Consider the following 21,253-nt stretch of genomic DNA (forward strand, 5'->3'; position numbering starts at 1 on the left):
GGTGCGGTGTTGGGGCCGAGTGTGGGGCCGTCGGGAAAACGCCCGCCGGTCGCGCAAGTTGCGCGCCGCGTGCGACATCAATCCCGGCAGCCTGCATTGTTCCGGCTTTTGCCTTACAGCGAAGGGAGGAATAGACGGGGGATTTCCGGCTATCTCGTGGTTTTGTTGCAGGTGCGGCGCGCACGCCGGAAAGCGCCGATGCGCGCGGCATCCCGGGCGTTGCGGCGCGCTGCCGTCACGTTGGAGAGCGATGCCCGAAGAAGGGCGCGCGATGGGGTCCGATCAGGGGCGATCTGAGTCGATCGACGGCGCGTGGTGCAAGAGCGACCGGTCGGGCGGTGCGATGCGCGCGCCGCCCGCCATTGCCAGGCGTCGTCAGACGTTCCTGGCGGCGATTGCCATCAGGCGAAGGTGTCGATCAGGCCGACGGTGCGCGTGGTCGGCGCCGTGGTGGTGCTGCCGATGGCGTCGTCGACGCCGCTGCCGGAGGCGAGGCTGCTGCCGCCCGAACGCGACGAACGCGAACCGCTGCCCGAGCCGCTGCCGCTGTCCTGTTGCGCCTGCTGGTTCATCTGACGCGAGAAGCCGTCGCTGACGCTCGCGCTGCCCAGACCGATGCCGTTTTCCTGCATCTGCTCGCGCAGTTTCGGCAGGGCCGCTTCGACGGCCTCGCGCACCTGCTGATGCTGCGAGACGAAGAGCGCGTGGGCGTGGTTCTCGGAGACCTGCAGCACGACTTGCAGCGGGCCGAGATCCTTCGGATTGAGCGTGAGTTCCGCCGAGCTCTGGTGCGCGTTCGAGAGGAACACGACCTTCTGGCTGAGCGCGTCTTCCCAGTCGCTCGTGCCCACCTGCGGCGCGAGCGCGGCCGATGCCGCCGCCGACGCCGCCGGATTGGTGGTCGCCGCCGCCGCCTGGGTGGCCTGCGCCTGAGCCGCGGCGGCTGCGGCCGCCTGGGTGGCCGCGAGCGCGTCGGTGGCCGCGTTCGCGGCGGCTTGCTGGACCGGCGTGGCCTGCTGCGCCACGGCCGCCGTGAGTGCGGTGGCCGCGGTCTGCGAGGCGGCGTCCGCGGTGACGGCCGTGGCTGCCTTGGCGTCGCCGGTCGCGCCGGTGGTCTTGTCGTCGAGTGCGGTGCTCAGGCCTTTGGCCTTCGCCTGCGCGCCCAGATGCGCGGCGAAGCCGTTGGCGATCGCCTGGCCCGTCGTGGCCGCGTCCTGCGTGGTCGCGCCGCCGTGCGCCGACAGCGTGGCCGCGCCGCTGCGCAGCTTTTGCAGCGCGGCGGTGAGCGCGTCGCCGACCGACTTCGAATCGGTGGTCGCGGTGGCGGTGGTGCCGTCCGCGGCCGTCGCGGCCGTGCCCGCCGCGGCGGCGGCGAGACCCGCGAGCGTGGCGTCGGTGGCTTGCGTCGTGCCGTCGCCGCTGCCGTCGTCCTGAGCCTGCTGGCCCGACTGCTGCGCGGCCTGCTGGGCTTGTTGCGCCTGCTGGGCCTGCGCGGCGGCCTGGGCGCCCGCGGCATCGGCCTGCTGCTGGTTGGTGCGGGCGTCGTCGCCGCGATGGTCGGTCTTCGAGGTGCTGTGCGTGCCGCTCGACGAGCTGCTGCCCGAAGTCGATTGCGACGACGACTGGCTCGATTGCGACGCTTGCGACGACTGCGAGGACGACGCGTTCTGCGACGCGTTCGCGTTGTTCGACGCGTTGGCGTTGTTGTACGCCTGCGAGGCGCTGGACTGCGCGTATTGCTGCGGCGTCGGCTGGCTCAGCGCGGTCTGCGCGGCGATGCTCTGCTGGAGCGTCTGAGCGAAGCCCTGGCTCGCCTGATCAGCCTGGCTGCCCGCGGAGGCGGCGCCGCTGGAGGCGGGGTCGACGGCTCCGAAGAGCGAACTGACTGCGGAAAGAAGCGACATGGTGTCTGCCCCGGATAACGTAACGGTGTGGATCGCGTGGTGGATCTTTGTGCGAGTTATAGGTACGGCTGGATACGGCTAACGGCTTCGATGGCCCGCTTCATGAATGATGCTGCGACGCGCGCATGCGCAGCGCGCGGGCGGCGAATTCATCGGAATCGCGCTGCTCGCGTTTGGCTTCCACGCGCGCCTGCACGGCGTCCTGGCGCGACTGCAGCACCTCGTACGAGCCGAGCTTCTGCTTGGTGCGCAGCCACTCGGGCTTCGTGGCCTCGACGCGCTGCGTCGCCTGCTCGAGCAAGCGGCGCTGCTGCTCGATGGCGGCGTCGAGCGTGTCGATGAACGCCTGGAAGTTGCGCACGTTGCCCGCGGCCATGCCCTTGCGGGCCGACTCGGTGAAGCGCGTATGGTACTCGTCGCGGTAGTCGATCAGCGACTTCAGCTGCTTCTCGATCTCCGCGCGTTCGCGCTGCACGCGGCCGAGCTTCTGCGTGGCGGCGTCGACGTCGTCCTGCGCGAGGCCGATCAGGGTCTGCAATGCGGTCTGCCGGGTCATCATCTATTCCCCTGTCCAATGAGCGCGCCGAGCATATCGACGCTCTGATCGTAGTTCGCGCTTTCGCGAAAGCCCTGCTGAAGAAAGGCCTCGATGCGCGGATAAAGTGCAATGGCGCGGTCGAGCACGGCGTCGCGCCCGCTCACGTACGCGCCGACGTTGATGAGATCGCGGTTGCGCTGGTAGCGCGAGAGCATCTGCTTGAACGCGCGCGTCTGGTTCAGATGCTGGTCGTCGATCAGCGCCGTCATCGCGCGGCTGATCGACGCTTCGATGTCGATGGCCGGATAGTGACCGGCTTCGGCGAGCGCGCGCGACAGCACGATGTGGCCGTCCAGAATCGCGCGCGCCGAGTCGGCGATCGGGTCCTGCTGGTCGTCGCCTTCGGTGAGCACGGTGTAGAACGCCGTGATCGAGCCGCCGCCTTCGGGGCCGTTGCCGGTGCGCTCGACGAGCGCGGGCAGCTTCGCGAACACCGAGGGCGGATAGCCCTTGGTCGCGGGCGGCTCGCCGATCGCCAGCGCGATCTCGCGCTGCGCCATCGCGTAACGCGTGAGCGAATCCATCAGCAGCAGCACGTGCTTGCCCTGATCGCGGAAATATTCGGCCAGCGAGGTCGTGTACGCGGCGGCCTGCATGCGCAGCAGCGGCGAGACGTCGGCCGGCGCGGCCACCACGACCGAGCGCGCGAGCCCTTCCTCGCCGAGGATCTGCTCGATGAATTCCTTCACTTCGCGGCCCCGCTCGCCGATCAGGCCGATCACGATGACTTCGGCGCTGGTGGCGCGGGCCATCGTGCCGAGCAGCACCGATTTACCGACGCCCGAGCCCGCGAACAGGCCCATGCGCTGGCCGCGCCCGACCGTGAGCAGTGCGTTGATCGCGCGCACGCCGACGTCGAGCACCTTGTGGATCGGCTCGCGGTTCAGCGGGTTGATGACGGGCGCGGTGAGCGGCGCGTCGGCTTCCGTGTTGATCGGGCCGAAGCCGTCGAGCGGCTTGCCCGAGGCGTCGACCACGCGGCCCAGCATGCCCCAGCCGACCGGCAGGCGCTTGGCGCCCGCCATCGGATCGGCGATCGGCGCGCTTTCGAGCGGCCACACGCGCGCGCCCGGCAGCAGGCCCGCGACTTCGGTGGTCGGCATCAGGAACAGCTTGTCGCCGGAAAAGCCCACCACTTCGGCTTCGGCCATCGGCAGCGAGCTGCCCGGCGGGAGTTCGATCACGACTTCCGCGCCCACGGCGAGGCGCAGGCCCACGGCTTCGAGCACGAGACCGGCGGCGCGCGTGAGGCGGCCGCAGCCGCGCAGCGGCAGCGCGAGGGCGTTGCGCTCGCGCACGCTGTTCAGGCGCGCCTTCCAGCTCGCGTGATGCGGATTGTTCGGGTCGAAATTCGCGGGCGGCGTGTACGGAGCCGGCGCGGGCGCAAGCACGGGTTCGGGCGCGAGGCCTGGTGCCGGGCTGTCCGGCGCGGCGGGCAGGCCGGCGAGACGCTCGGCCGCCGCACCCATGTCGGCGGAAAAATTCGGTGCGGGAAAGTGCGGCAGGTCGGGCAGCACGAATTCGGAGTCGCCGTCGACCAGCATGCCGTCGGTCTGGGCCGCGTCGTGCACGCCGGGGCCGAACGAGGCGAGCGCCAGTTCCTGTTCGAGCGGCGTGAGGCCGCCCGTGTGGATCGCCTGATGCACGGTCTGATGCAGCGCCGAATTCACCATGGCCGCGCCTTCCCGAGCGCTGCGGCGACGCGCTCCCAGCGCGTGCCGATGCCCGCGTCCGTCTCGCCGGTGGCGGCCTGCGCACGGCAGCCGCCGCGTTCCAGCGAGGCGTCGGTGCGCACGGTCCAGCCGCGCGCCTGCAAATCTTCGAGGAGATAGGCCTCGACCACCGGCAGATCGGCCGGGCTCACCACCAGTTGCGGCGAGCCGGACAACTGCGGCTCGTGCGCGAGCACTTCACGCGCCGCGGCGAGCAGCGCCGTCGGGTCGTGCTGTACATGCTGGCGGACCACCTGCTGGGCGATGTCGAGCGCCAGCTCGACGAGCGTTTCGGCCACGCCCGCTTCGGCGGTCGTCAGCGCGTCGGAAAAACGTTGCGCGATCGCCGACAACTGCGCCGCCACGGCGCGCGCCTCGCCGAGTCCCTGTTCGAAACCCTGCTTCTGGCCCTGGTCGTAGCCGGCCTGGTAGCCGAGCGCCTGGCCCGCCACGTGGCCGGACGTCAGACCGGCCTGGTGGGCGTTGTCGCGGATACGCTGCAGCTCCGCCTCGAACGCCGCCGTTTCGTCCGGCGTGGGCGGCGGCGGGGGAGGCGGAGGCGGATCGAAGCACGCCATCTCCCAGCGCTGATACGCCGAGAGTTGACGGTGCAACGGTTGTGAGGCTTCGTCAGACATAAGCGTCTTCTGCCTTGCCGCCGATCACGATCTGGCCGCTTTCGGCGAGGTTGCGCACGATCTGCAGGATACGCCGCTGCTGCGCTTCGACTTCCGAAACGCGCACGGGGCCGCGCGCGTCCAGGTCTTCGGCGAGCAGTTCCGCGGCGCGCTGCGACATGTTCGCGAGGAACTTCTGGCGCAGCGCGGGCGGGGCGCCCTTGAGCGAGATGATGAGCGATTCGGACTCGACTTCCTTGAGCAGCAGCTGAATCGCGCGGTCTTCGAGATCCAGCAGGTTCTCGAACACGAACATCTGGTCGATGATCTTCTGGGCAAGCTCGGCGTCGTACTGGCGGACCGTTTCGATCACGCCTTCCTCGTGCTGGCTCGTCATGAAGTTCAGGATTTCGGCGGCCGTGCGGATGCCGCCCATCGGGCTGCGCTTGAGGTTGTCGCTGCCCGACAGCAGGCCCATGAGCACGTCGTCGAGTTCGCGCAGCGCCTGCGGCTGGATGCCGTCGAGCGTGGCGATACGCAGCAGCACGTCGTTACGCAGACGCTCCGTGAAGCACGAGGCGATTTCGGACGCCTGATCGCGGTCCAGGTGAACCAGGATCGTGGCGATGATCTGCGGGTGCTCGTTCTTGATGAGTTCCGCGACCGAGCCCGAGTCCATCCACTTCAGGCCTTCGATACCGCTCGTGTCGCCGCCTTGCAGAATGCGGTCGATCACCGCACCGGCCTTGTCCTCGCCGAGCGCCTTGGTCAGCACGCTGCGGATGTAGTCGTTCGAGTCGAGCGACAGCGCCGTGTGCTGCTCGGCTTCCTTGACGAACTCGTGCAGCACCGCGTCGATCTCTTCGCGCTTGACGTTCTTCAGCGCGGCCATCGCCGCGCCGATCTTCTGCACTTCGCGCGGCCCGAGGAACTTGAAGACCTGAGAGGCCTCTTCCTCGCCGATCGACATGAGCAGCAGTGCGCTCTTGACAGCTCCTTCAGCGCTCATCGTTCACCCAGCTCTTGACAACGGTTGCGACAATCTTCGGATCCTGGCGCGCGATGTTGCGCGCGAATTCCAGGTTGCGTTCGAACTTCTGTTTCTCGTTTTCGAGGGCCAGCAGATCGCTGTCGCCCTCGACCACGCCGCCCGTGCCTTCGATCTTCTCGACTTGCGGCAGGCCGTCCAGCAGGAGCGGCTCGGCGTCGCCCCCGAGCGCCGGGCCCGCGGCGGCGGCAACCGGCTCCGGCGGCGGGAAGGCGCGGCGCAGCGCCGGCTTCACCATCACGAAGTACAGGAACAGGGCCACCGCGCCGATGCCGAGCCAGGTCGCGATCTGCTTGGCCAGCGCGATCATGTCCGGCTGGCGCCACCACGGCAGGTTGGCGTTCGGATCGACGTCGGTCTGGAACGCGGCGTTGACCACGTTCACCGAGTCGCCGCGCTTGATGTCGTAGCCCATCGCGTCCTTCACGAGCTGTTCGACCTGCGCGAGCTTCTGCGCGTCGAGCGGCTGCATCGTGGCGTGGCCCTTGGCGTCCACCTTCTGCTGATAGTTCACGATCACGGCCACCGAGAGGCGCTTGATGTCGCCCGGCGACTGCTGGAAGTGACGCACCGTCTTGTCCAGCTCGTAGTTCGTGGTGGTGTCGCGGTGATCCGAAATCGGCGTCGAGGCGGCCGCGCCGCTCGCGCCCGCGGGCGCGTTGATCGGCGCCGAGGCCGGCTGCGGCGGCTGGTTCGAGAGCGCGCCCGGCACGCCGCCCGCGCCCGACTGCTGCATGTCGGTGGCGATGTTCTGCTGCTGGCTGCGGATCGAGGCCTGCTGCGGATTGGCGTTCGGGCCGTAGTTCTCCGAGGTCTGTTCGAGCTTCGAGAAGTCCACGTCGGCGCTGACCTGCGAGCGCGCGTTGCCCGAGCCGAACAGCGGCGCGAGGATCGCGTCGATGCGCGACTGGGTGTCGTGTTCGATCTGGCGCACGTACTTGAGCTGCGAGGCGTCGAGGCCCGCGCTGGCGGCGTTTTGCGTGAGCAGATTGCCGTCCTGGTCGACCACGGTGACGTTGCGCACCGGCAGATCGGGCACGGCCGACGAAATCATGTGCGTGACCGCGGCCACCTGGCCTTCGTCGAGCACGCGGCCCGGATACAGATTGACGAGCACCGACGCCGAAGGCGCTTCGCGCTCGCGCACGAACACCGAGGGCTTCGGAATGGCCAGATGCACGCGCGCCGACTTGACGCTCTGGATCGACTGGATGGTCTGTTCGAGTTCGCCTTCGAGGGCGCGCTGGTAATTGACCTGTTCGGCGAACTGGCTGATGCCGAACTTCTGGTTGTCCATCAGTTCGAAGCCGACCGAACCGTTCTTCGGCAGGCCTTGCTGCGCAAGGCGCAGGCGCATTTCGTTGACCTGCTCGGACGGCACCAGAATGGCGCCGCCGCCGTCGGACAGCTTGTAGGGCACGTTGGCGGCTTGCAGCGCCGTGATGATGGAGCCGCCGTCACGGTCGGACAGGTTGCTGTAGAGCACCTTGTAGTCCGGCGCGCGCGACCACAGCACGAGGCCCGCGACCACCGCGACGAGCACGGCGACGGCGACGATCAGCGGCGCACGCGGGTTGCCGCGCACGCTGCGCAGCGACGAGAGCGAACCGAGGCGCTGCGCGAAGCCGCCGCCCAGGTCGTCCGCGGCGCCGGATGCCGCGCCACCGGCGCCTGTGGCGGCGCCGCTGGTGGCGAGGCCCATGCGGGCGTCGGGGTTGATCAAAGAGTTGGCAGACGAATCCATGCGACGGGTTTCTCCGGGAGACTTGCACGTCCCTGCGGCGCGCGCGCGGCAGAGACTTTCACGACAGGGATTATCCGAGAGCCGTGGCAAGCCGATTGCGCGAATAGAGCCGGGTTTTCCCCCTAGTTTCGGGGCTGCTCAAAATGTCCGACTGCTATATTTCTCGCAGACTCGGCACCCTGCGTACGCGGACCGGGTCCGGGGGCGTCGCCCCCCGCGCACCCGGACCGGGGTTGCGCGGGCCGCCGCCGCCGCGCAACTCTCTTTATCGTGGAGCAAACATGACGGTGCCAGTCAACCCACTCACGTCGGCGCTAGCGCAGATGCAGGCCATGGCCGCCCAGGCCGCGGGCAGCGCCACGGCGGCTGAATCCGGCTCGGGTGCGGCGAGCGGCGGCGAGTTCGCCGCGGCGCTCAAGGCGTCGCTCGACAAGATCAGCGACGATCAGCAGAAGGCCGTCGGCGAGTCGCAGGCGTTCGAATTGGGGGCCAGCAACGTTTCGCTCAACGATGTCATGGTCGACATGCAGAAGGCCAATATCGGCTTCCAGTTCGGCCTGCAGGTGCGCAACAAGCTCGTCGCGGCCTACACCGACATCATGCAGATTCAGGTGTAAGCCGGGACGCGCGAACCCCTTCCGACTGTCAGCCCATTAAAGCTTCTCCTCATACTTTCCGATAACACGGCTAGAACCGGTTCGCGCGCCCACGGGCGGCGCGGATCCGGAAGCACCGATTCCACAGCCGCACGTTCGAAGGAGAAGCGCCGATGTTTTCCCCTGCCCAATCTGGAGCCAACGCCTATGCACGCGTCGGTGTCGAAACGGGGATTATGGGCGCCAGTCCGCACAAGCTGATCGCGCTCCTGTACGAAGGCGCGCGCAAGGCGATTGCGCAAGCCCGCCTGCATCTGCAGATGGGCAACGTGGGGCCGCGTGGCGAGGCGATCGGCAAGGCCATCCGGATCGTCGAAAGCGGGCTTCAGCTGGCGTTGAACGTCGAGGCGGGCGGGGAAATCGCGCAGCGCCTGAATGCACTCTACAGCTACATGACGCGACGTTTGCTCGAAGCGAATATTCAACAGAGCGAGTCCATGCTGGTCGAAGTCGATGGCCTGCTGGCAACGCTCGAGGAAGCCTGGTTGGGGATTGCGCCGGAGGTGGAACAGATGGCCCAGCAGCAGCGGGCATCCGGGCCTTCGTCCGGCTCATTGACGAGATGAGTTCGAAAGCAGACTACTTCGCCCACTATGAAGCGATCGCGGCAGTGTCTGGGCAGATGCTCAGCGCGGCGCGCGGCGCACACTGGAACGATCTGATCGGCCTCCAGGAGGAATACCGCCACCTCGTCGAAGCGCTCAAGGACGCCGATCTCGGCGTCCGGCTCAGCACCACCGAGCGCGCGCGCAAATACGAGCTGATCCGGCAGATCCTCGCCGACGACGCAGCGATCCGCGACCTCGCGAGTCCGTGCATGGCGCGCCTGTCGGCGCTCTTTCAAGGCACGGCGCAGCCCGCGCGGGTCCTGCAGGAGCTGTACGGCGCGCGCTAGCCGCAGGCCGCGGCGGACCTGCCGGCGCAGCGCGCCGGGCGCCGCCCATTCTGGAACGTCCCCTGAAACCGGCTGACGACGTCGGCGCCCCGGACCGGGAGCCGAACCCGGCCACTGAACTGGCCCCACGCTCCGCATGAACGGAATCGACACGAGCGCCGCCGCGCTGATCGCGAGCCGCGTAGGCGCGCTGGGCCCGACCGGCGCGCAAGGCAGCGCCGGCACCGCGCAGGCGGGCGTGTCCGCGCTGGCGGGCGGCGTCACCGCGCTGCCCGAGGCGCAGGCCGTCAATTCGCCGCAGGCGTCGGCGCAAACCGAGCTGTCGGCCGTCGCGCTCGCGCTCGACGCGATCATCCGCTCGGGCGGCGACGCCACGCCCGCCGTGGTCGGCAGCGCGCCCGTCTGGGCCAATCCGGGCGCCGATCCGGGCGCGGCCGCCAATACCGCCACCAACGCCAATTTGCCGCTGCCGGGACTCGCGCAGGCCGAAGCCGCGCTCGAAAGCGCCTTGCTCGCGGATCTCGCGGCGACGGCGCAAGCCGGCGCGAATGGCGTGAACGGGGCGGCTGGGGCAACCGGAACGACCGGCGCGGCCAACGCCGCCGATGCCGCGAATCAAGCCACGAATCAAGCCACACCAGGCAACGCCGCGCAGGCCACCGGCAACGCACAAGGCACGCAGGGCGCCGCGCTCGCGGCCCAATCCGGCCCCGTGGCCGCGCTGACGGCGGCGCTCGCGCAGACGGTCGCGTCGAGCGGCCTGTTCTACGAATCGCATCTCGCGCAATGGCTGCAAGGCCAGCGCTCGCCCGCCGAACTCGCCGACGAACCGCAGAACCGGCTCGCGGGCACGCAATTGCCGCTCGACTGGAGCAGCGCCGCCGACGACATCGACGACGTGTTCTGGACCGACGTGCCGTCCGCCTCGCAGACGGCCGCGCGCGCCGCCGCCGATGCGGCGTCCGCCCAGCCGCGCAACACCGCCGGCACGACGGGCGCCGACGCGGGCAACGCCGCCTCGCAGAACGCCGCGCGCGCGAACACCTTGCTCGGCGACACGCTGCTGCCCGCGCTGCACACCCAGGCGGGCACGGCGGCGGGCGTCCATCAGGCGCTGCTGCCGATCGTGCGTCAGCAACTCGATCTGCTCGCGACCGGCGAATTCCGCTGGACCGGCGAGGCGTGGCCCGGCGTGCGTCTCGACTGGAGCATCCAGCAGGAAGACTACGACGCCCACGAGGTCCACAACCAGCGCGGCCCGCGCCGCAGCGCCGACGACGACACGCCGTGGCGCACGCGCCTGACGCTCGCGCTGCCGTCGCTCGGCACCGTCGACGCGGAACTCACGCTCACCGGATCGGCGCTCGCCGTGCGCGTGCAGGCCAGCCCCGGCGGCGCGCAGCAACTGACGGCGCACAGCGAGGTGCTGCGCGGACGCATCGCGGCGCTCGGACTCGCGCTGGCCGGATTGTCGATCCGCGAAATCGGCGGTGGCATCGCCGGTGGTGCAGGTGGAGCAGGCGGCGCGGGTCAGGCCGCGCGCGCCGCCGACGCTTACGCGCACCATGCGGCGCAGGCCGAACAGGCCGAACAGGCCGAACAGGCCGAACAGGCCGAACAGGCGGCAGCCGCTGCGGCGACGCACGCCTACGCGGACGCGTCCGCCGATGCGGTGTCGGATGCGCATCCGGCGTCGTCAACCGACTGGGAACTGGGATGAGCCGCACGAACCGCAAGAGCGCCGCGGCGCTCGCCTACGACGACGCCGCCTCGCCCGACGCCGCGCCGCGCGTGGTCGCGAAGGGCTACGGCCTCGTCGCCGAGATGATCGTGCAGCGCGCGAAGGAAGCCGGCCTCTATGTGCACGAGGCGCCGGAAATGGTGTCGCTGCTAATGCAGGTCGATCTGGATTCGCAGGTGCCGCCGCAGCTTTATCAGGCGGTGGCGGAACTGCTCGCCTGGCTGCACGGGCTCGAAGTCGCGGGCAACGCGCAAGCCGCCGCCGCTGCCGCCGCGAATGGCCAGCAATCAGCCGCAGGCGCGGCGGGCGCGGCCCGCAACACGCCCGATCCGAAATCGCTGTCGATCAATCCGTTCCGCTTTCCGGCCTTGCCGGAGTGAGGCACGCGACGCCAGGCCGCTGGCTTCAGAACCGCAACATCACGCGAATCAGCGTGTTGAACAGCTTGCCGTAAGGCGGCGCGATCAGCCCGCGCGCGTTCAGGCGCGCCTGGGTGAACACGGGTTTCATCTTCGAGAAGGTCTGAAATCCCTCGTAGCCGTGATATGCGCCCATGCCGCTCGCGCCCACGCCGCCGAACGGCAGCCCCTCCGCGGCGATATGCATCAGCGTTTCGTTCACCGACATGCCGCCCGCCACGGTCTCGCGCGTCACGCGATCGACCGTGCGCGCGTCGTCGGCGTAGAGATAGAGCGCGAGCGGGCGCGGACGCGCGTTCACGTAGCGCAGCGCCTCGTCGAGCGTGTCGTAGGGCACGATCGGCAGCAGCGGCCCGAAAATTTCCTCCTGCATCAATAGCGTGTCGTCGGGTGCGTTCGTCACGATCACGGGCGCGAACTGACGCGTCGCGGCGTCGCGCGGACCGAGCGGATGCAGTTGCGCGCCCGCGGCCTGGGCTTCGTCGGCGAGTCGTTCGAGACGCTCGAAATGGCGCGGCGAAATGATCGAGGTGTAATCGCGGTTGGTCGCGAATTGCGGATAGAGCGTCTCGAAGCGCGTGCGCGCGCGGGCGATGAACGCCGCTTCGCTGCCGCGCGGCAGCAGCACGTAATCGGGCGCGATGCAGGTCTGCCCGGCGTTGAGCGTCTTGCCGAGCAGCAGGCTGTCGACGGCGTAGTCAAAGCGCGCCTGCGTGCCGATCAGCGCGGGCGACTTGCCGCCGAGTTCGAGCGTGACCGGCGTGAGATGGTTGGCCGCCGCGCGCATCACTTCGTGGCCGATGCGCGTCGAGCCCGTGAACAGCAGATGGTCGAACGGCAGCGCGCTGAAGGCCGCGCCCACGGCCGCGTCGCCGTTCACGACCGCCACGTGGTCGGGCGCGAAGGCCTGCGCGATCAGATCGGCGAACAGCGCGGATGTGCGCGGCGTCAGCTCCGACATCTTGATCAGCGCGCGGTTGCCCGCCGCGAGCGCGCAGACGAGCGGACTCGCGCCCAGCAGCAGTGGATAGTTCCACGGCACGACGATGCCCGCCACGCCGAGCGGCTGCGGCACGACTTTCGCGCGGCCCGGCGCGAGCCACTTGCCCGCGCGGCGGCGCTGCGGACGCATCCAGCGCTCGCCGTGCTTGAGCGCGGCGTCGATTTCCTGCTTGAGCACCACGAATTCCGCGAGCGCGACCTCGGCTTTCGAGCGCTGGCCGAAATCCGCGTTCATCGCGTCGGCAAGCGCGTCCTGATTCGCGAACAGCACGTCGCGCAGCGTGCGCAGATGACGCGCGCGCGTGCTCCACGCCGGAAACGGCTCGCGCAGGAAGGCTTCGCGCTGCGTGGCGAGCAGCGCGGCGAGCGTGTCCGGCGTGTGCTCGCCGGTTGTGCTCGCGGCGCTTGCGCCGGGAGCGGGCTGCGGAGCAAGCGTTTCGGGCAGATCCTGCTTCATGGTCGGTCCTTGATGGAGTGAGGCGCGCGGGCGCTTGAGTTTTTGTGTTCGCTTTTTATCGCGCCAGATAGTCGGCGGGCAGCGCGCGTTCGATCAGCGCGGCGTGGTCGAAGCGCGCGGGCAGCGTGCCGAACACGCGGTCGCAGTCGGCGGCGTGTTCGTCGAGCCGCGTGGCGATGAACGCGTCGGCGACCTCGGGCGGTCCGGCGCGCAACAGCATCGCCTGCGCGATCAGCACGATCTGCTGCGCGATGCGCCGCGCGCTCGCCTCGCGCGATCCCGGCGCGCCGTTGAGCAGCGCCGCGAGCCGGTCGAGCGCGGCTGTGAGCACGGGATGATCGGCCGCTTCGCGACGCCACGCAAGAAAGAGCGCCTGGGCGGCGTCGGCCTCGCGTTCGAGCGCGCGCAGCACGTCGAGACACATCACGTTGCCCGACCCTTCCCAGATCGAGTTGACGGGCGCCTCGCGGTAGAAGCGCGCCATCGGCCCTTCCTCGACGTAGCCGTTGCCGCCCCAGACTTCCATCGCCTCGCCCGTGAACGCGAGCGTGCGCTTGCAGACCCAGAACTTTGCGGCGGGCGTGACGATGCGCCGCCACGCGCGCGCTTCGAGCGCCTCGGCGTTTTCCTCGCCGGGCTGCGCCGCCTGCGCGCTCTGCTCGAATGCGTGCGCGAGGCGCATGAACAGCACCGTCGCGGCTTCGGATTCGAGCGCGAGGTCGGCGAGCACGTTCTGCATCAGCGGCTGCTGCGCGAGCGGACGGCCGAACGCGCTGCGATGGCGCGCGTGATGGATCGCCTGCACGAGCGCCGCGCGCATCAGCGCCGCGCTGCCGATCACGCAGTCGAGCCGCGTGAAATTCGCCATTTCGATGATGGTCGGCACGCCGCGGCCTTCGTCGCCGATCATCACGCCCTCGGCGTCGAAGAATTCGACTTCGCTGCTCGCGTTCGAGCGGTTGCCGAGCTTCTCTTTCAGACGCTGCACGTTGACGGCGTTCTTCGTGCCGTCCGGCAGGAAGCGCGGCACGAAGAAGCACGAGAGGCCGTCGTGTTCGGTCGTGCGCGCGAGCACGAGGTGCGCGTCGCATTGCGGCGCGGAAAAGAACCACTTGTGGCCGGTCAGCAGATAGCGCGCGCCGCGTCCGCTCTGCGCGCCCGCCGGACGCGCTTCGGTGCGGTTGCTGCGCACGTCGGAGCCGCCCTGCTTTTCGGTCATGCCCATGCCGATCATCATCGAGCGCTTGTGGGCGAGCGGCACGTCGCGCGGGTCGTGCTCGCGCGTGTAGAGCTTGTCGCGCAGCGTCTCGAACAGCGCCGCCTCGCGCTGTAGAACCGGAATGCTGGCGAACGTCATGGTGAGCGGGCAGAGCGAGCCCGATTCGAGCTGCGCGTGCAGAAAATAGCCCGCGCAGCGCGCGGCCATCGCGCTGGGACGCGGCTCGGAGAACGGCAGCGCGTGCAGGCCTTCGGCGCGCAGCAGCGCGAGCAACGCGTGCCACGCAGGATGAAATTCGATGGCGTCGATGCGCTCGCCGCGCGCGCTGTGCGTGTGCAGTTCGGGCGCGTGGCGGTTGGCGAGATCGGCGAGCGCCTGCACCTCGGCTTCGCCGAGCTTGGCGCCATGACGCGCGAGCGCATCGCGATGCCACTGCGCGCCGGCGCGCGCGAGCGCTTCGCCGAGCGCGGCATCGGTGGAAAAAAGGTTGTAATCGGCGAGCGGCGGCGCCTGATTCGTGACTTCGTGCGTGGTGCCGGAGCGATGCTGGCGCGACGCGGCGTCGGTCGCCTCGGTCGCGTCAGGTGCGCTGGCCGGGTGCGTCGGGGCGATTGGGTTCATCGAGGCGGTCTCCATCGGCGGCGCGCGTCGGGCGCGCGGTGTCATCGTGCCTGATCTGACGAAAAGCCCACGCGCGGCGTGCGCGCGAGGCCGTCATGCTCGTTCGTGATGCGCACCGATGGCGGCCCGCGCCGCACGCGTCCAGACTATATGCGCAGTCTGGACCCATGCGGCGGGCCGGTTACTGGGCGCTCCAGCGCTCCCTGTGCTGCTTGCTGGAATCGTTTTTGTAACCGCCGACGCCGGGCGCCGGACGGTCCTTCATGTTAGTCGCCAATGAGACATCGTGTAATGGCAGGATTAGAGGGAACGCTCTGAGATAAAAGCTGACCCCGGTGCCTGACACTTCCTACAATCGGCCACAAACGTGAAATCGAACGAGCGTGCAACTAGGGTGCCTCAAGCGCCGCCCGGCTGCAACGCGAGATAACGCGACGTCCGCGCGACGTCCGCGAGACATCCACGAGCCTGAGAGGCAGCGTTCGCTGCATGGGCTGAAGGCACGCGCGCGAGCGCCGGGCCGCGCCAAAAGGAGGAGACATGCAATACGACTACGTGATCGTAGGTGGCGGTTCGGGCGGCGCATCGCTGGCGGGACGCCTCGCCGAACGCTGTCCCGACGCGAGCATCGCACTGATCGAAGCCGGTCCGCACACCGAGCGCAATCTCTTCGTCAACATGCCGATGGGCGTGGCGGCGCTCGTGCCGTTTCGCAACAAAAACAACTACGCCTATCAGACGGTGCCGCAGCCGGGCCTGAACGGACGACGCGGCTACCAGCCGCGCGGCCGCGGCTTCGGCGGCTCCAGCGCCATCAACGCGATGATCTACACGCGCGGCCATCCGCTCGACTACGACGAATGGGCGCGGCTCGGCTGCACGGGCTGGGCGTGGGACGACGTGCTGCCGTACTTCCTGCGCGCCGAGGACAACGCGCGCGGCGCGAATGCGTGGCACGGCGCGGGCGGCCCGCTCGGCGTGTCCGATCTGCGCGAGCGCAACGCGGTCGCGGAGCGCTTCGTGCAGGCCGCGCTCGAAGCGGGTTTCCCCGCCAACGACGACTTCAACGGCGCGCGTCAGGAAGGCGTCGGCTTCTATCAGGTCACGCAGCGCGGCGGTGAGCGCTGCACGGTGGCGCGCGCGTATCTCTATGGGAAGCCGCGCCCGAATCTGCATCTGATCGCCGATGCCACCGTGCTGCGCGTGAGCTTCGACGGCGTGCGCGCGACCGGCGTCGACGTCGTGCGCGCGGGCCGCAGCGAGCGCATCGAGGCGCGCGCCGAGGTGATCCTCGCGGCAGGCGCGTTCAACACGCCGCAACTGTTGATGTGCTCGGGCATCGGGCCGGCCGCGCATCTGCGAGAACATGGCATTGCCGTGCAGCACGACGCGCCGGATGTCGGCCGCAATCTGATCGACCACATCGACTTCACTTATAACAAGCGCGTGCATTCGAGCGAGACCGTCGGTTATTCGCTGCGCGGCGCGGCCAGGATGGTGCCGGGCCTCGTGCGTTATTTGCGCGGGCGACGCGGCATGTTCACGACCAACGTGGCGGAGGCGGGCGGGTTTCTGAAAAGCCGTCCGGAGCTGGAGCGGCCCGATCTGCAACTGCACTTCTGCACCGCGCTCGTCGACGATCACAGCCGCCGCCTGCACTGGGGGCACGGCTATTCGCTGCACGTCTGCGTGCTGCGCCCGGCGAGCCGCGGCACCGTCACGCTCGCGAGCGCCGATGCGCGCGAAGCGCCGGTGATCGATCCGCGCTTTCTGTCCGATGCGCGCGACCTCGATCTGCTCGTCGAAGGCGCGCGCATCGCGCGGCGCATTCTCGACGCGCCCGCGCTGCTGCGCATGGGCGGGCGCGAGATCTACACGCAGGCGGGGCAGAGCGACGCCGAGCTGCGCGCGACCATCGCCACGCACGCCGATACGATCTATCACCCGGTCGCGACCTGCCGCATGGGCAGCGACGCGCAATCGGTCGTCGACCCGCAGTTGCGCGTGCGCGGCGCGACGCATCTGCGTATCGCCGACGCCTCGGTGATGCCGACGCTCATCGGCGGCAACACCAATGCGCCGACCGTGATGATCGGCGAGCGCGCGGCGGATCTGATCGTCGCGGCCCGACGCGAAAGCGCGTCCACGCACAGCGCGCAAATGACGGCCTGACACGCGCATTCTTTTCGCAAGCGAGCGGTGGTGCGCTCACTCGGACGAATCTCAAAGCACTCGGAAGACACGCGAAGCCAGCGAGACGCTCGACGTCTCGCTGGCTTTTTCAATTGACGAAAATTGCTTAAAAAGCGGCTTTTTCGTTAAAGATTGTGTGAACTTCGCGGTATCCGCAATTTCGAGATTTCGGAGTCCCTATAATCGCGCGGCACCTTGGGCGTGTCAGTTGGCGCGTCCGCGAACTGGGAGGAACCGCCTCGATGAGCATCAACGTATTTCACCTGCTGGAAACGGTCCTGAGCGACGACGTCGTCCGCAACCTGTCCGGCCGCTTCGGCCTCTCGCCCGATCTCACGCGCAAGGTCACCGGCGCGGTCGCGCCGGCGCTCGTCGCGGCGATCATGCATCGCGGCAGCACCGCCGACGGCGCGCGCAGCCTGTTCTCCACCATCATGTCGCCCGACGTGAACGCGAGCATCGGCAAGCAGTTGCCCGAACTGCTGTCGAGCACCGCGGGCCTGAGCCAGCTCGAAACGCTGGGCCGCGACCTGGTGCAGAAGGCGGCGGGCGTGAACGTCGGCGCACTCGCCGACGCAGTCGCGGCGCAAACGGGCGCGGCGCAATCCACGGCGTTCTCGCTGACCGGCGTGGTCGGCGCGGCGCTAATGGGCATTCTCAAGCAGCACTTTACGTCGTCCCAGGGTTTCGTCGGCCAGTTGCCGACGCTGCTCGGCCATCAACTCTCGTCGGTCAACGCGAGCCTCACCGACCGCCTCGCGAGCGCGGTCGGCCTCGGCAGCGCGGGCGCGTTCGCGGGCTCGGTGCTCATGCGCCTGAAGGACGTGTCGGCGCATCTCGACCATCCGCAGCCGCCGGCGCGTCCGGTGTCGGCCTCGCTGCCGCCGCAAACCGTCGGCGACAGCACGCCGCCGATCGTCGCCGAAAAGCGCGGGCATTCGTGGCTCTGGTGGCTGCTCGCCGCGCTCGCGCTGATCGTGGCGTTCTTCGCGCTGCGCTCGTGCCATCGCGAGGAACCGGTGCAGGACGATCAGGCGGCCTCGGCGCCGGCGGCGGTCGCGGCTTCGGAAGCCAGCGCGGCCGACAATGCGTCGGCGCCCGCGATCACCTCGGCGGCGTCTGATGCGTCGGCGGCATCGGCGGCCAGTGCTGTTGTTGCGCCCGCGCCCACGCAGGATTCGCATCTCTCGTTCGCGGTCGACAAAAACGGCGAGCCGACGATCACGGCCACGGTCGGCACCGAAGCCGAGAAGGCGCAGCTCGTCGACGCGCTCACGAAGCGGTTCGGCGACGGCAAGTTCAACGCCAACGTGACGGTCGACGCCGCCACGAAGCCCGCCGACTGGCTCGCGCACCTCGACGGCCTGCTGCCGCTGATGGCGCTGCCCGGCGCGGAAGTGAAGATCGACGGCTCGCACGTCGAACTGAGCGGCACGGCCGCCGACGCCAAGCTCGGCTGGCTCGACAAGCTCAAGGCGCTGTTCGGCTCGGGCTTCGACATCGGCGTGTTCAACGTCCAGAAGGCCGTGGCCGACGCCACGCAGTCGTTCCGCGACGCCGTGAAGGGCCTGTTCGTCAGCGACAGCTCGTGCGCGGGCAGCGACGTGGCGAAGGTGCTCAACCTGCAGGTCATCAACTTCAAGACCGCAAGCTCGGTGATTCCGGCCTCGGCCGCGCAGGATCTGCGCGACTCGGCCAAGGCGCTGAAGGCGTGCGCGAAGCAGGGCAAGCCGGTGCAGCTCGAAGTGGCGGGCTATTCGGATAACGTCGGCGTGGCGGCGACCAACCTCGCGCTCTCGAAGCAGCGCGCGCAAGCCGTGCGCACCTTCCTGGTCGCGCAGGGCGTGGCGGGCAGCACGCTCAAGGCCGAAGGTTACGGCGACGCCAATCCGGTCGCCGCGAACGACACCGAAAGCGGCCGCTTCCGTAATCGCCGTATCGAGTTCGTGGCGAAGTAAGCCGCGACGCGTCGGTCAGCGTCATCGGCAACAGCGCAAAAAGCCGTCCGGCGTGAGCCGGGCGGCTTTTTTCATGCTTCGTCCGTTGCGTCTCACCCTTGAGCGGCCGGTTGCTCCAGGCCGGGCGGGCCGACGAAATCGTCGAGGAAATTAGACGGCTTGCCGTACTCCTCGCGCGCCACCGCGAGCCACGCGCGTGCCGCGTGCGAGAGATAGCCGTTGCGCTTCCAGCCGATCGCCATGTCCCAGGTGATGGTCGGCTCGGTCACCGGCAGGCAGGTGAAGCGCGCGGCGTCGAGCCGCCGCACATAAGGCGCGGGCAGCAGCGCGATGCCCACGCCCGCGAGCACGAGCGCCGCCATCAGATCCCAGTGGCCGCTGCGGCCGACGATCTGCGGCGCGAAACCGGCCGTGCGGCAGGCGCTCAACACGACGTCGTTGAGCGCGAGACTCTCGCCGTAGAACACGAACGGCTCGTTGGCGAGTTCGCCAAGCGGCACGCTGAGCTTGTTGTCCCAGCGCGAGCCGCGCTGCGCGACCAGCCACAGCACCTCGTGCGAGATCGGCAGGAGATCGATCTGCTCGGGATCGACGGGCAGCAGCACGCCGCCCAGTTCGAGTTCGCCCGAAATCAGCGCCGCCTCGATCGCGCGCGAACCCTGCTCGAACAGCTTCAGTTCGATCTTCGGATAGCGTTGACGGAACGCCGCGATCGCGGGCGTGAACAGCGACCCGCCCATCGGCGGAATGCCGATGGTGAGTTCGCCGCGCCCGAGCGTGCCGAGATCGGCGAGTTCGGCCTGCAACTGCGCGTGCGCCGCGAGCACGTCCTGGCCGCGCTGATAGACGATGCGACCGGCGTCGGTGAGCACCATCTGGCGCGCGTCGCGCAGCAGCAGCTGGGTGCCGGTTTCGTCTTCGAGCGCTTTCACCATCTTGCTGATGGTCGGCTGCGTGACGTGCATCTGCTCGGCGGCGGCGGTGAAGCTCTGCTGCCGCACCACTTCGATGAAATACCGCAGGGCGCGCAATTCCACGGTTCTGCCTCCTTATACGCTGCAAGTGCGCCGCATGTGCGCACACATCCGGTGCATTCCAAATTCGAATGCAGCGGATAATCGTAAGTCATTATATTTATGCTGCGCTGCACCCTATACTGACTTCCGTTCCGATGTCACTTAGGGTTTGCCATGACTGCCTCGACCACTTCCGCACGCGCCCCGCAATCCGGCGGTTTCGCCCGCGTTGGCCGGATCGCGGCGCAGTCCTCGCTGCTCGCCGGCGTCTGGTTTATTGCCGATCAACTCGCGCGCGCCGTGCACCTGCCGGTGCCGGGCGGCGTGGTCGGCCTCGTGCTGCTGCTGGTGCTGCTGTTCTGCGGCGGCGTGGCGCCGCGCTGGGTCAAGGCAGGCGCCGACTGGCTGCTCTCCGACATGCTGCTGTTCTTCATCCCGGCCGCCGTGGCGGCCGTGCAGTACGGCGGACTGTTCCGCGCCGACGGCTGGCGCCTCGCGCTGGTCGTGGTCGGCGGCACGCTGATGGTGATGGTGGCCGTGGCGTTCGCCGTCGAACAGGCCGCGCGCCTCGAACGCCGTCTCGCGCTGCGCCGCGTGCGTCACGTGCGCGATGCGCGTCATCTGGCGCGTGCCTGAGCGCCGCCCGCCATTCCGTTTTCGCTGATTCCGCCCGTCTCGCAAGGATGATTCCGTCATGAACACGTTCTACGCTTCGCTGTTCGCCGACGACGCCTCCCGGCTGATCGCCGCGGGCTGTTTCATCCTCACCGTCGCGCTTTATTTCGCCTCGAAGGCGCTCTACGCACGCGTGCGCTCGCCATGGCTCACGCCGCTGCTGGCGGTGCCGGTCGTGCTGGGCGCGATCGTGCTGCTGCTGCATATTCCGTATCCGGTCTACTTTCAGGACACGCGCTGGCTGATGTGGCTGCTCGGCCCCGCCACGGTGGCGTTCGCGGTGCCGATCTACGAATACCGCGCACTGCTCAAGCGCCACTGGATCTCGCTCGCGGTGGGCGTGACGGTCGGCATCATGGTGGCGGTGGGCGGCTCGCTCGCGCTTGCGAAGCTGCTGCATCTGTCGCCCGAACTGCAACGCAGCCTGATGACGCGCTCGGTCTCCACGCCGTTCGCGCTCGCGGTCTCCGACAAGATTCACGCGCCGCGCGACCTCACCGCGCTGTTCGTGATCGCCACCGGCCTCTGCGGCATGCTGTTCGGCGAGCTGGTGCTCGGGCTCGTGCCGCTGCGCACGCGTCTCGCGCGCGGCGCGCTGTTCGGCGCGGCGGCGCATGGCGTGGGCACCGCGAAGGCGCGCGAACTGGGCAGCGAAGAAGGCGTGGTCGCGAGCCTGACGATGATGATCGCGGGCGTGGTGATGGTGCTGCTCGCACCCGCGCTGGGCTTTCTGCCGATCTGAGATCCGGAGCGACGGCGTCGCGCGACACCGCCTTTT

18 protein-coding genes are annotated in these 21,253 nt (G+C 69.0%); 9 read left to right on the top strand and 9 right to left on the bottom strand.

Features of this window, described 5'->3' with window-relative positions:
• Window positions 1-401: 401 nt before the first annotated feature.
• The 6 genes from SB764_RS32025 to fliF all read right to left on the bottom strand — a co-directional run bounded on the left by SB764_RS32025 (window position 402) and on the right by fliF (window position 7,623).
• The gene (locus tag SB764_RS32025) at window positions 402-1,904 is read right to left on the bottom strand and encodes a flagellar hook-length control protein FliK (RefSeq protein ID WP_110327881.1); all 1,503 of its coding nucleotides are present in this window, start codon (window positions 1,902-1,904) and stop codon (window positions 402-404) included.
• A gap of 100 nt (window positions 1,905-2,004) precedes the next feature.
• Complete coding sequence (gene fliJ, locus SB764_RS32030; protein WP_065065665.1) at window positions 2,005-2,460, bottom strand: flagellar export protein FliJ; 456 nt, start codon at window positions 2,458-2,460, stop codon at window positions 2,005-2,007.
• Entirely contained in the window at window positions 2,460-4,175 is a 1,716-nt protein-coding gene (fliI, locus tag SB764_RS32035) for a flagellar protein export ATPase FliI (RefSeq protein ID WP_110327882.1), read from the bottom strand. Before fliI ends, fliJ begins: the two co-directional genes overlap by 1 nt.
• Entirely contained in the window at window positions 4,169-4,852 is a 684-nt protein-coding gene (gene fliH / locus SB764_RS32040) for a flagellar assembly protein FliH (protein WP_065065634.1), read from the bottom strand. The genes fliI and fliH overlap by 7 nt, the downstream gene beginning before the upstream one ends.
• Window positions 4,845-5,840, bottom strand: a complete 996-nt coding sequence (gene fliG, locus SB764_RS32045; RefSeq protein ID WP_065065635.1) for a flagellar motor switch protein FliG — start codon at window positions 5,838-5,840, stop codon at window positions 4,845-4,847. Before fliG ends, fliH begins: the two co-directional genes overlap by 8 nt.
• Entirely contained in the window at window positions 5,830-7,623 is a 1,794-nt protein-coding gene (fliF, locus tag SB764_RS32050; protein WP_065065636.1) for a flagellar basal-body MS-ring/collar protein FliF, read from the bottom strand. The genes fliG and fliF overlap by 11 nt, the downstream gene beginning before the upstream one ends.
• A 281-nt stretch (window positions 7,624-7,904) precedes the next feature.
• Between fliF and fliE the strand changes: the two genes are divergently transcribed.
• The 5 genes from fliE (at window position 7,905) to SB764_RS32075 (ending at window position 11,295) form a co-directional block, all read left to right on the top strand.
• The gene (fliE, locus tag SB764_RS32055) at window positions 7,905-8,240 is read left to right on the top strand and encodes a flagellar hook-basal body complex protein FliE (protein ID WP_065065637.1); all 336 of its coding nucleotides are present in this window, start codon (window positions 7,905-7,907) and stop codon (window positions 8,238-8,240) included.
• A gap of 152 nt (window positions 8,241-8,392) precedes the next feature.
• Complete coding sequence (fliS, locus tag SB764_RS32060; RefSeq protein ID WP_074982791.1) at window positions 8,393-8,845, top strand: flagellar export chaperone FliS; 453 nt, start codon at window positions 8,393-8,395, stop codon at window positions 8,843-8,845.
• Window positions 8,842-9,174, top strand: coding sequence for a flagellar protein FliT (locus SB764_RS32065; protein ID WP_065065639.1), 333 nt, complete (start codon window positions 8,842-8,844; stop codon window positions 9,172-9,174). The genes fliS and SB764_RS32065 overlap by 4 nt, the downstream gene beginning before the upstream one ends.
• Window positions 9,175-9,310: 136 nt before the next feature.
• On the top strand, window positions 9,311-10,894 hold the full coding sequence (locus SB764_RS32070) for a flagellar hook-length control protein FliK (RefSeq protein WP_410865933.1): 1,584 nt from the start codon (window positions 9,311-9,313) through the stop codon (window positions 10,892-10,894).
• Window positions 10,891-11,295, top strand: coding sequence for an EscU/YscU/HrcU family type III secretion system export apparatus switch protein (locus SB764_RS32075; protein ID WP_080180615.1), 405 nt, complete (start codon window positions 10,891-10,893; stop codon window positions 11,293-11,295). The genes SB764_RS32070 and SB764_RS32075 overlap by 4 nt, the downstream gene beginning before the upstream one ends.
• 25 nt (window positions 11,296-11,320) lie before the next feature.
• Here SB764_RS32075 and SB764_RS32080 read toward each other — a convergent pair whose 3' ends face one another.
• The gene (locus SB764_RS32080) at window positions 11,321-12,793 is read right to left on the bottom strand and encodes a coniferyl aldehyde dehydrogenase (protein WP_321867068.1); all 1,473 of its coding nucleotides are present in this window, start codon (window positions 12,791-12,793) and stop codon (window positions 11,321-11,323) included.
• Window positions 12,794-12,848: 55 nt separating this feature from the next.
• The gene (locus SB764_RS32085) at window positions 12,849-14,633 is read right to left on the bottom strand and encodes an isovaleryl-CoA dehydrogenase (RefSeq protein WP_410865934.1); all 1,785 of its coding nucleotides are present in this window, start codon (window positions 14,631-14,633) and stop codon (window positions 12,849-12,851) included.
• 540 nt (window positions 14,634-15,173) lie between these two features.
• Here SB764_RS32085 and SB764_RS32090 point away from each other — a divergent pair.
• Entirely contained in the window at window positions 15,174-16,805 is a 1,632-nt protein-coding gene (locus SB764_RS32090) for a GMC family oxidoreductase (RefSeq protein ID WP_110327886.1), read from the top strand.
• Between the two features lie 263 nt (window positions 16,806-17,068).
• A complete protein-coding gene (locus SB764_RS32095) occupies window positions 17,069-18,784 on the top strand; it encodes an OmpA family protein (protein ID WP_321870799.1) in 1,716 nt (571 codons plus the stop codon).
• Between the two features lie 92 nt (window positions 18,785-18,876).
• On the opposite strand, the gene SB764_RS32100 is transcribed toward SB764_RS32095, so the two are convergent.
• Entirely contained in the window at window positions 18,877-19,821 is a 945-nt protein-coding gene (locus tag SB764_RS32100) for a LysR family transcriptional regulator (protein WP_074982785.1), read from the bottom strand.
• A gap of 153 nt (window positions 19,822-19,974) precedes the next feature.
• Between SB764_RS32100 and SB764_RS32105 the strand changes: the two genes are divergently transcribed.
• Window positions 19,975-20,436 carry a CidA/LrgA family protein gene (locus SB764_RS32105; protein WP_065065644.1) on the top strand — a complete coding sequence of 154 codons (462 nt, stop codon included), beginning with the start codon at window positions 19,975-19,977 and terminating at the stop codon, window positions 20,434-20,436.
• Window positions 20,437-20,494: 58 nt separating this feature from the next.
• Window positions 20,495-21,217, top strand: a complete 723-nt coding sequence (locus tag SB764_RS32110) for an LrgB family protein (protein ID WP_065065645.1) — start codon at window positions 20,495-20,497, stop codon at window positions 21,215-21,217.
• The last annotated feature ends 36 nt before the right edge of the window (window positions 21,218-21,253 follow it).

Source organism: Paraburkholderia sp. SIMBA_027, assembly GCF_046535315.1.
Taxonomy (GTDB): Bacteria; Pseudomonadota; Gammaproteobacteria; order Burkholderiales; family Burkholderiaceae; genus Paraburkholderia; species Paraburkholderia tropica.

What these genes read in the sequence shown, in the direction of transcription:
- SB764_RS32080 (WP_321867068.1), bottom strand. Translation starts at nt 12,793, where the DNA reads ATGAAGCAGGATCTGCCCGAAACGCTTGCTCCGCAGCCCGCTCCCGGC.
- SB764_RS32070 (WP_410865933.1), top strand. Translation starts at nt 9,311, where the DNA reads ATGAACGGAATCGACACGAGCGCCGCCGCGCTGATCGCGAGCCGCGTA.
- SB764_RS32110 (WP_065065645.1), top strand. Translation starts at nt 20,495, where the DNA reads ATGAACACGTTCTACGCTTCGCTGTTCGCCGACGACGCCTCCCGGCTG.
- fliJ (WP_065065665.1), bottom strand. Translation starts at nt 2,460, where the DNA reads ATGACCCGGCAGACCGCATTGCAGACCCTGATCGGCCTCGCGCAGGAC.
- SB764_RS32025 (WP_110327881.1), bottom strand. Translation starts at nt 1,904, where the DNA reads ATGTCGCTTCTTTCCGCAGTCAGTTCGCTCTTCGGAGCCGTCGACCCC.
- SB764_RS32105 (WP_065065644.1), top strand. Translation starts at nt 19,975, where the DNA reads ATGACTGCCTCGACCACTTCCGCACGCGCCCCGCAATCCGGCGGTTTC.
- SB764_RS32095 (WP_321870799.1), top strand. Translation starts at nt 17,069, where the DNA reads ATGAGCATCAACGTATTTCACCTGCTGGAAACGGTCCTGAGCGACGAC.
- fliS (WP_074982791.1), top strand. Translation starts at nt 8,393, where the DNA reads ATGTTTTCCCCTGCCCAATCTGGAGCCAACGCCTATGCACGCGTCGGT.
- fliE (WP_065065637.1), top strand. Translation starts at nt 7,905, where the DNA reads ATGACGGTGCCAGTCAACCCACTCACGTCGGCGCTAGCGCAGATGCAG.
- SB764_RS32085 (WP_410865934.1), bottom strand. Translation starts at nt 14,633, where the DNA reads ATGAACCCAATCGCCCCGACGCACCCGGCCAGCGCACCTGACGCGACC.
- fliI (WP_110327882.1), bottom strand. Translation starts at nt 4,175, where the DNA reads ATGGTGAATTCGGCGCTGCATCAGACCGTGCATCAGGCGATCCACACG.
- fliG (WP_065065635.1), bottom strand. Translation starts at nt 5,840, where the DNA reads ATGAGCGCTGAAGGAGCTGTCAAGAGCGCACTGCTGCTCATGTCGATC.
- fliH (WP_065065634.1), bottom strand. Translation starts at nt 4,852, where the DNA reads ATGTCTGACGAAGCCTCACAACCGTTGCACCGTCAACTCTCGGCGTAT.
- SB764_RS32090 (WP_110327886.1), top strand. Translation starts at nt 15,174, where the DNA reads ATGCAATACGACTACGTGATCGTAGGTGGCGGTTCGGGCGGCGCATCG.
- SB764_RS32075 (WP_080180615.1), top strand. Translation starts at nt 10,891, where the DNA reads ATGAGCCGCACGAACCGCAAGAGCGCCGCGGCGCTCGCCTACGACGAC.
- fliF (WP_065065636.1), bottom strand. Translation starts at nt 7,623, where the DNA reads ATGGATTCGTCTGCCAACTCTTTGATCAACCCCGACGCCCGCATGGGC.
- SB764_RS32065 (WP_065065639.1), top strand. Translation starts at nt 8,842, where the DNA reads ATGAGTTCGAAAGCAGACTACTTCGCCCACTATGAAGCGATCGCGGCA.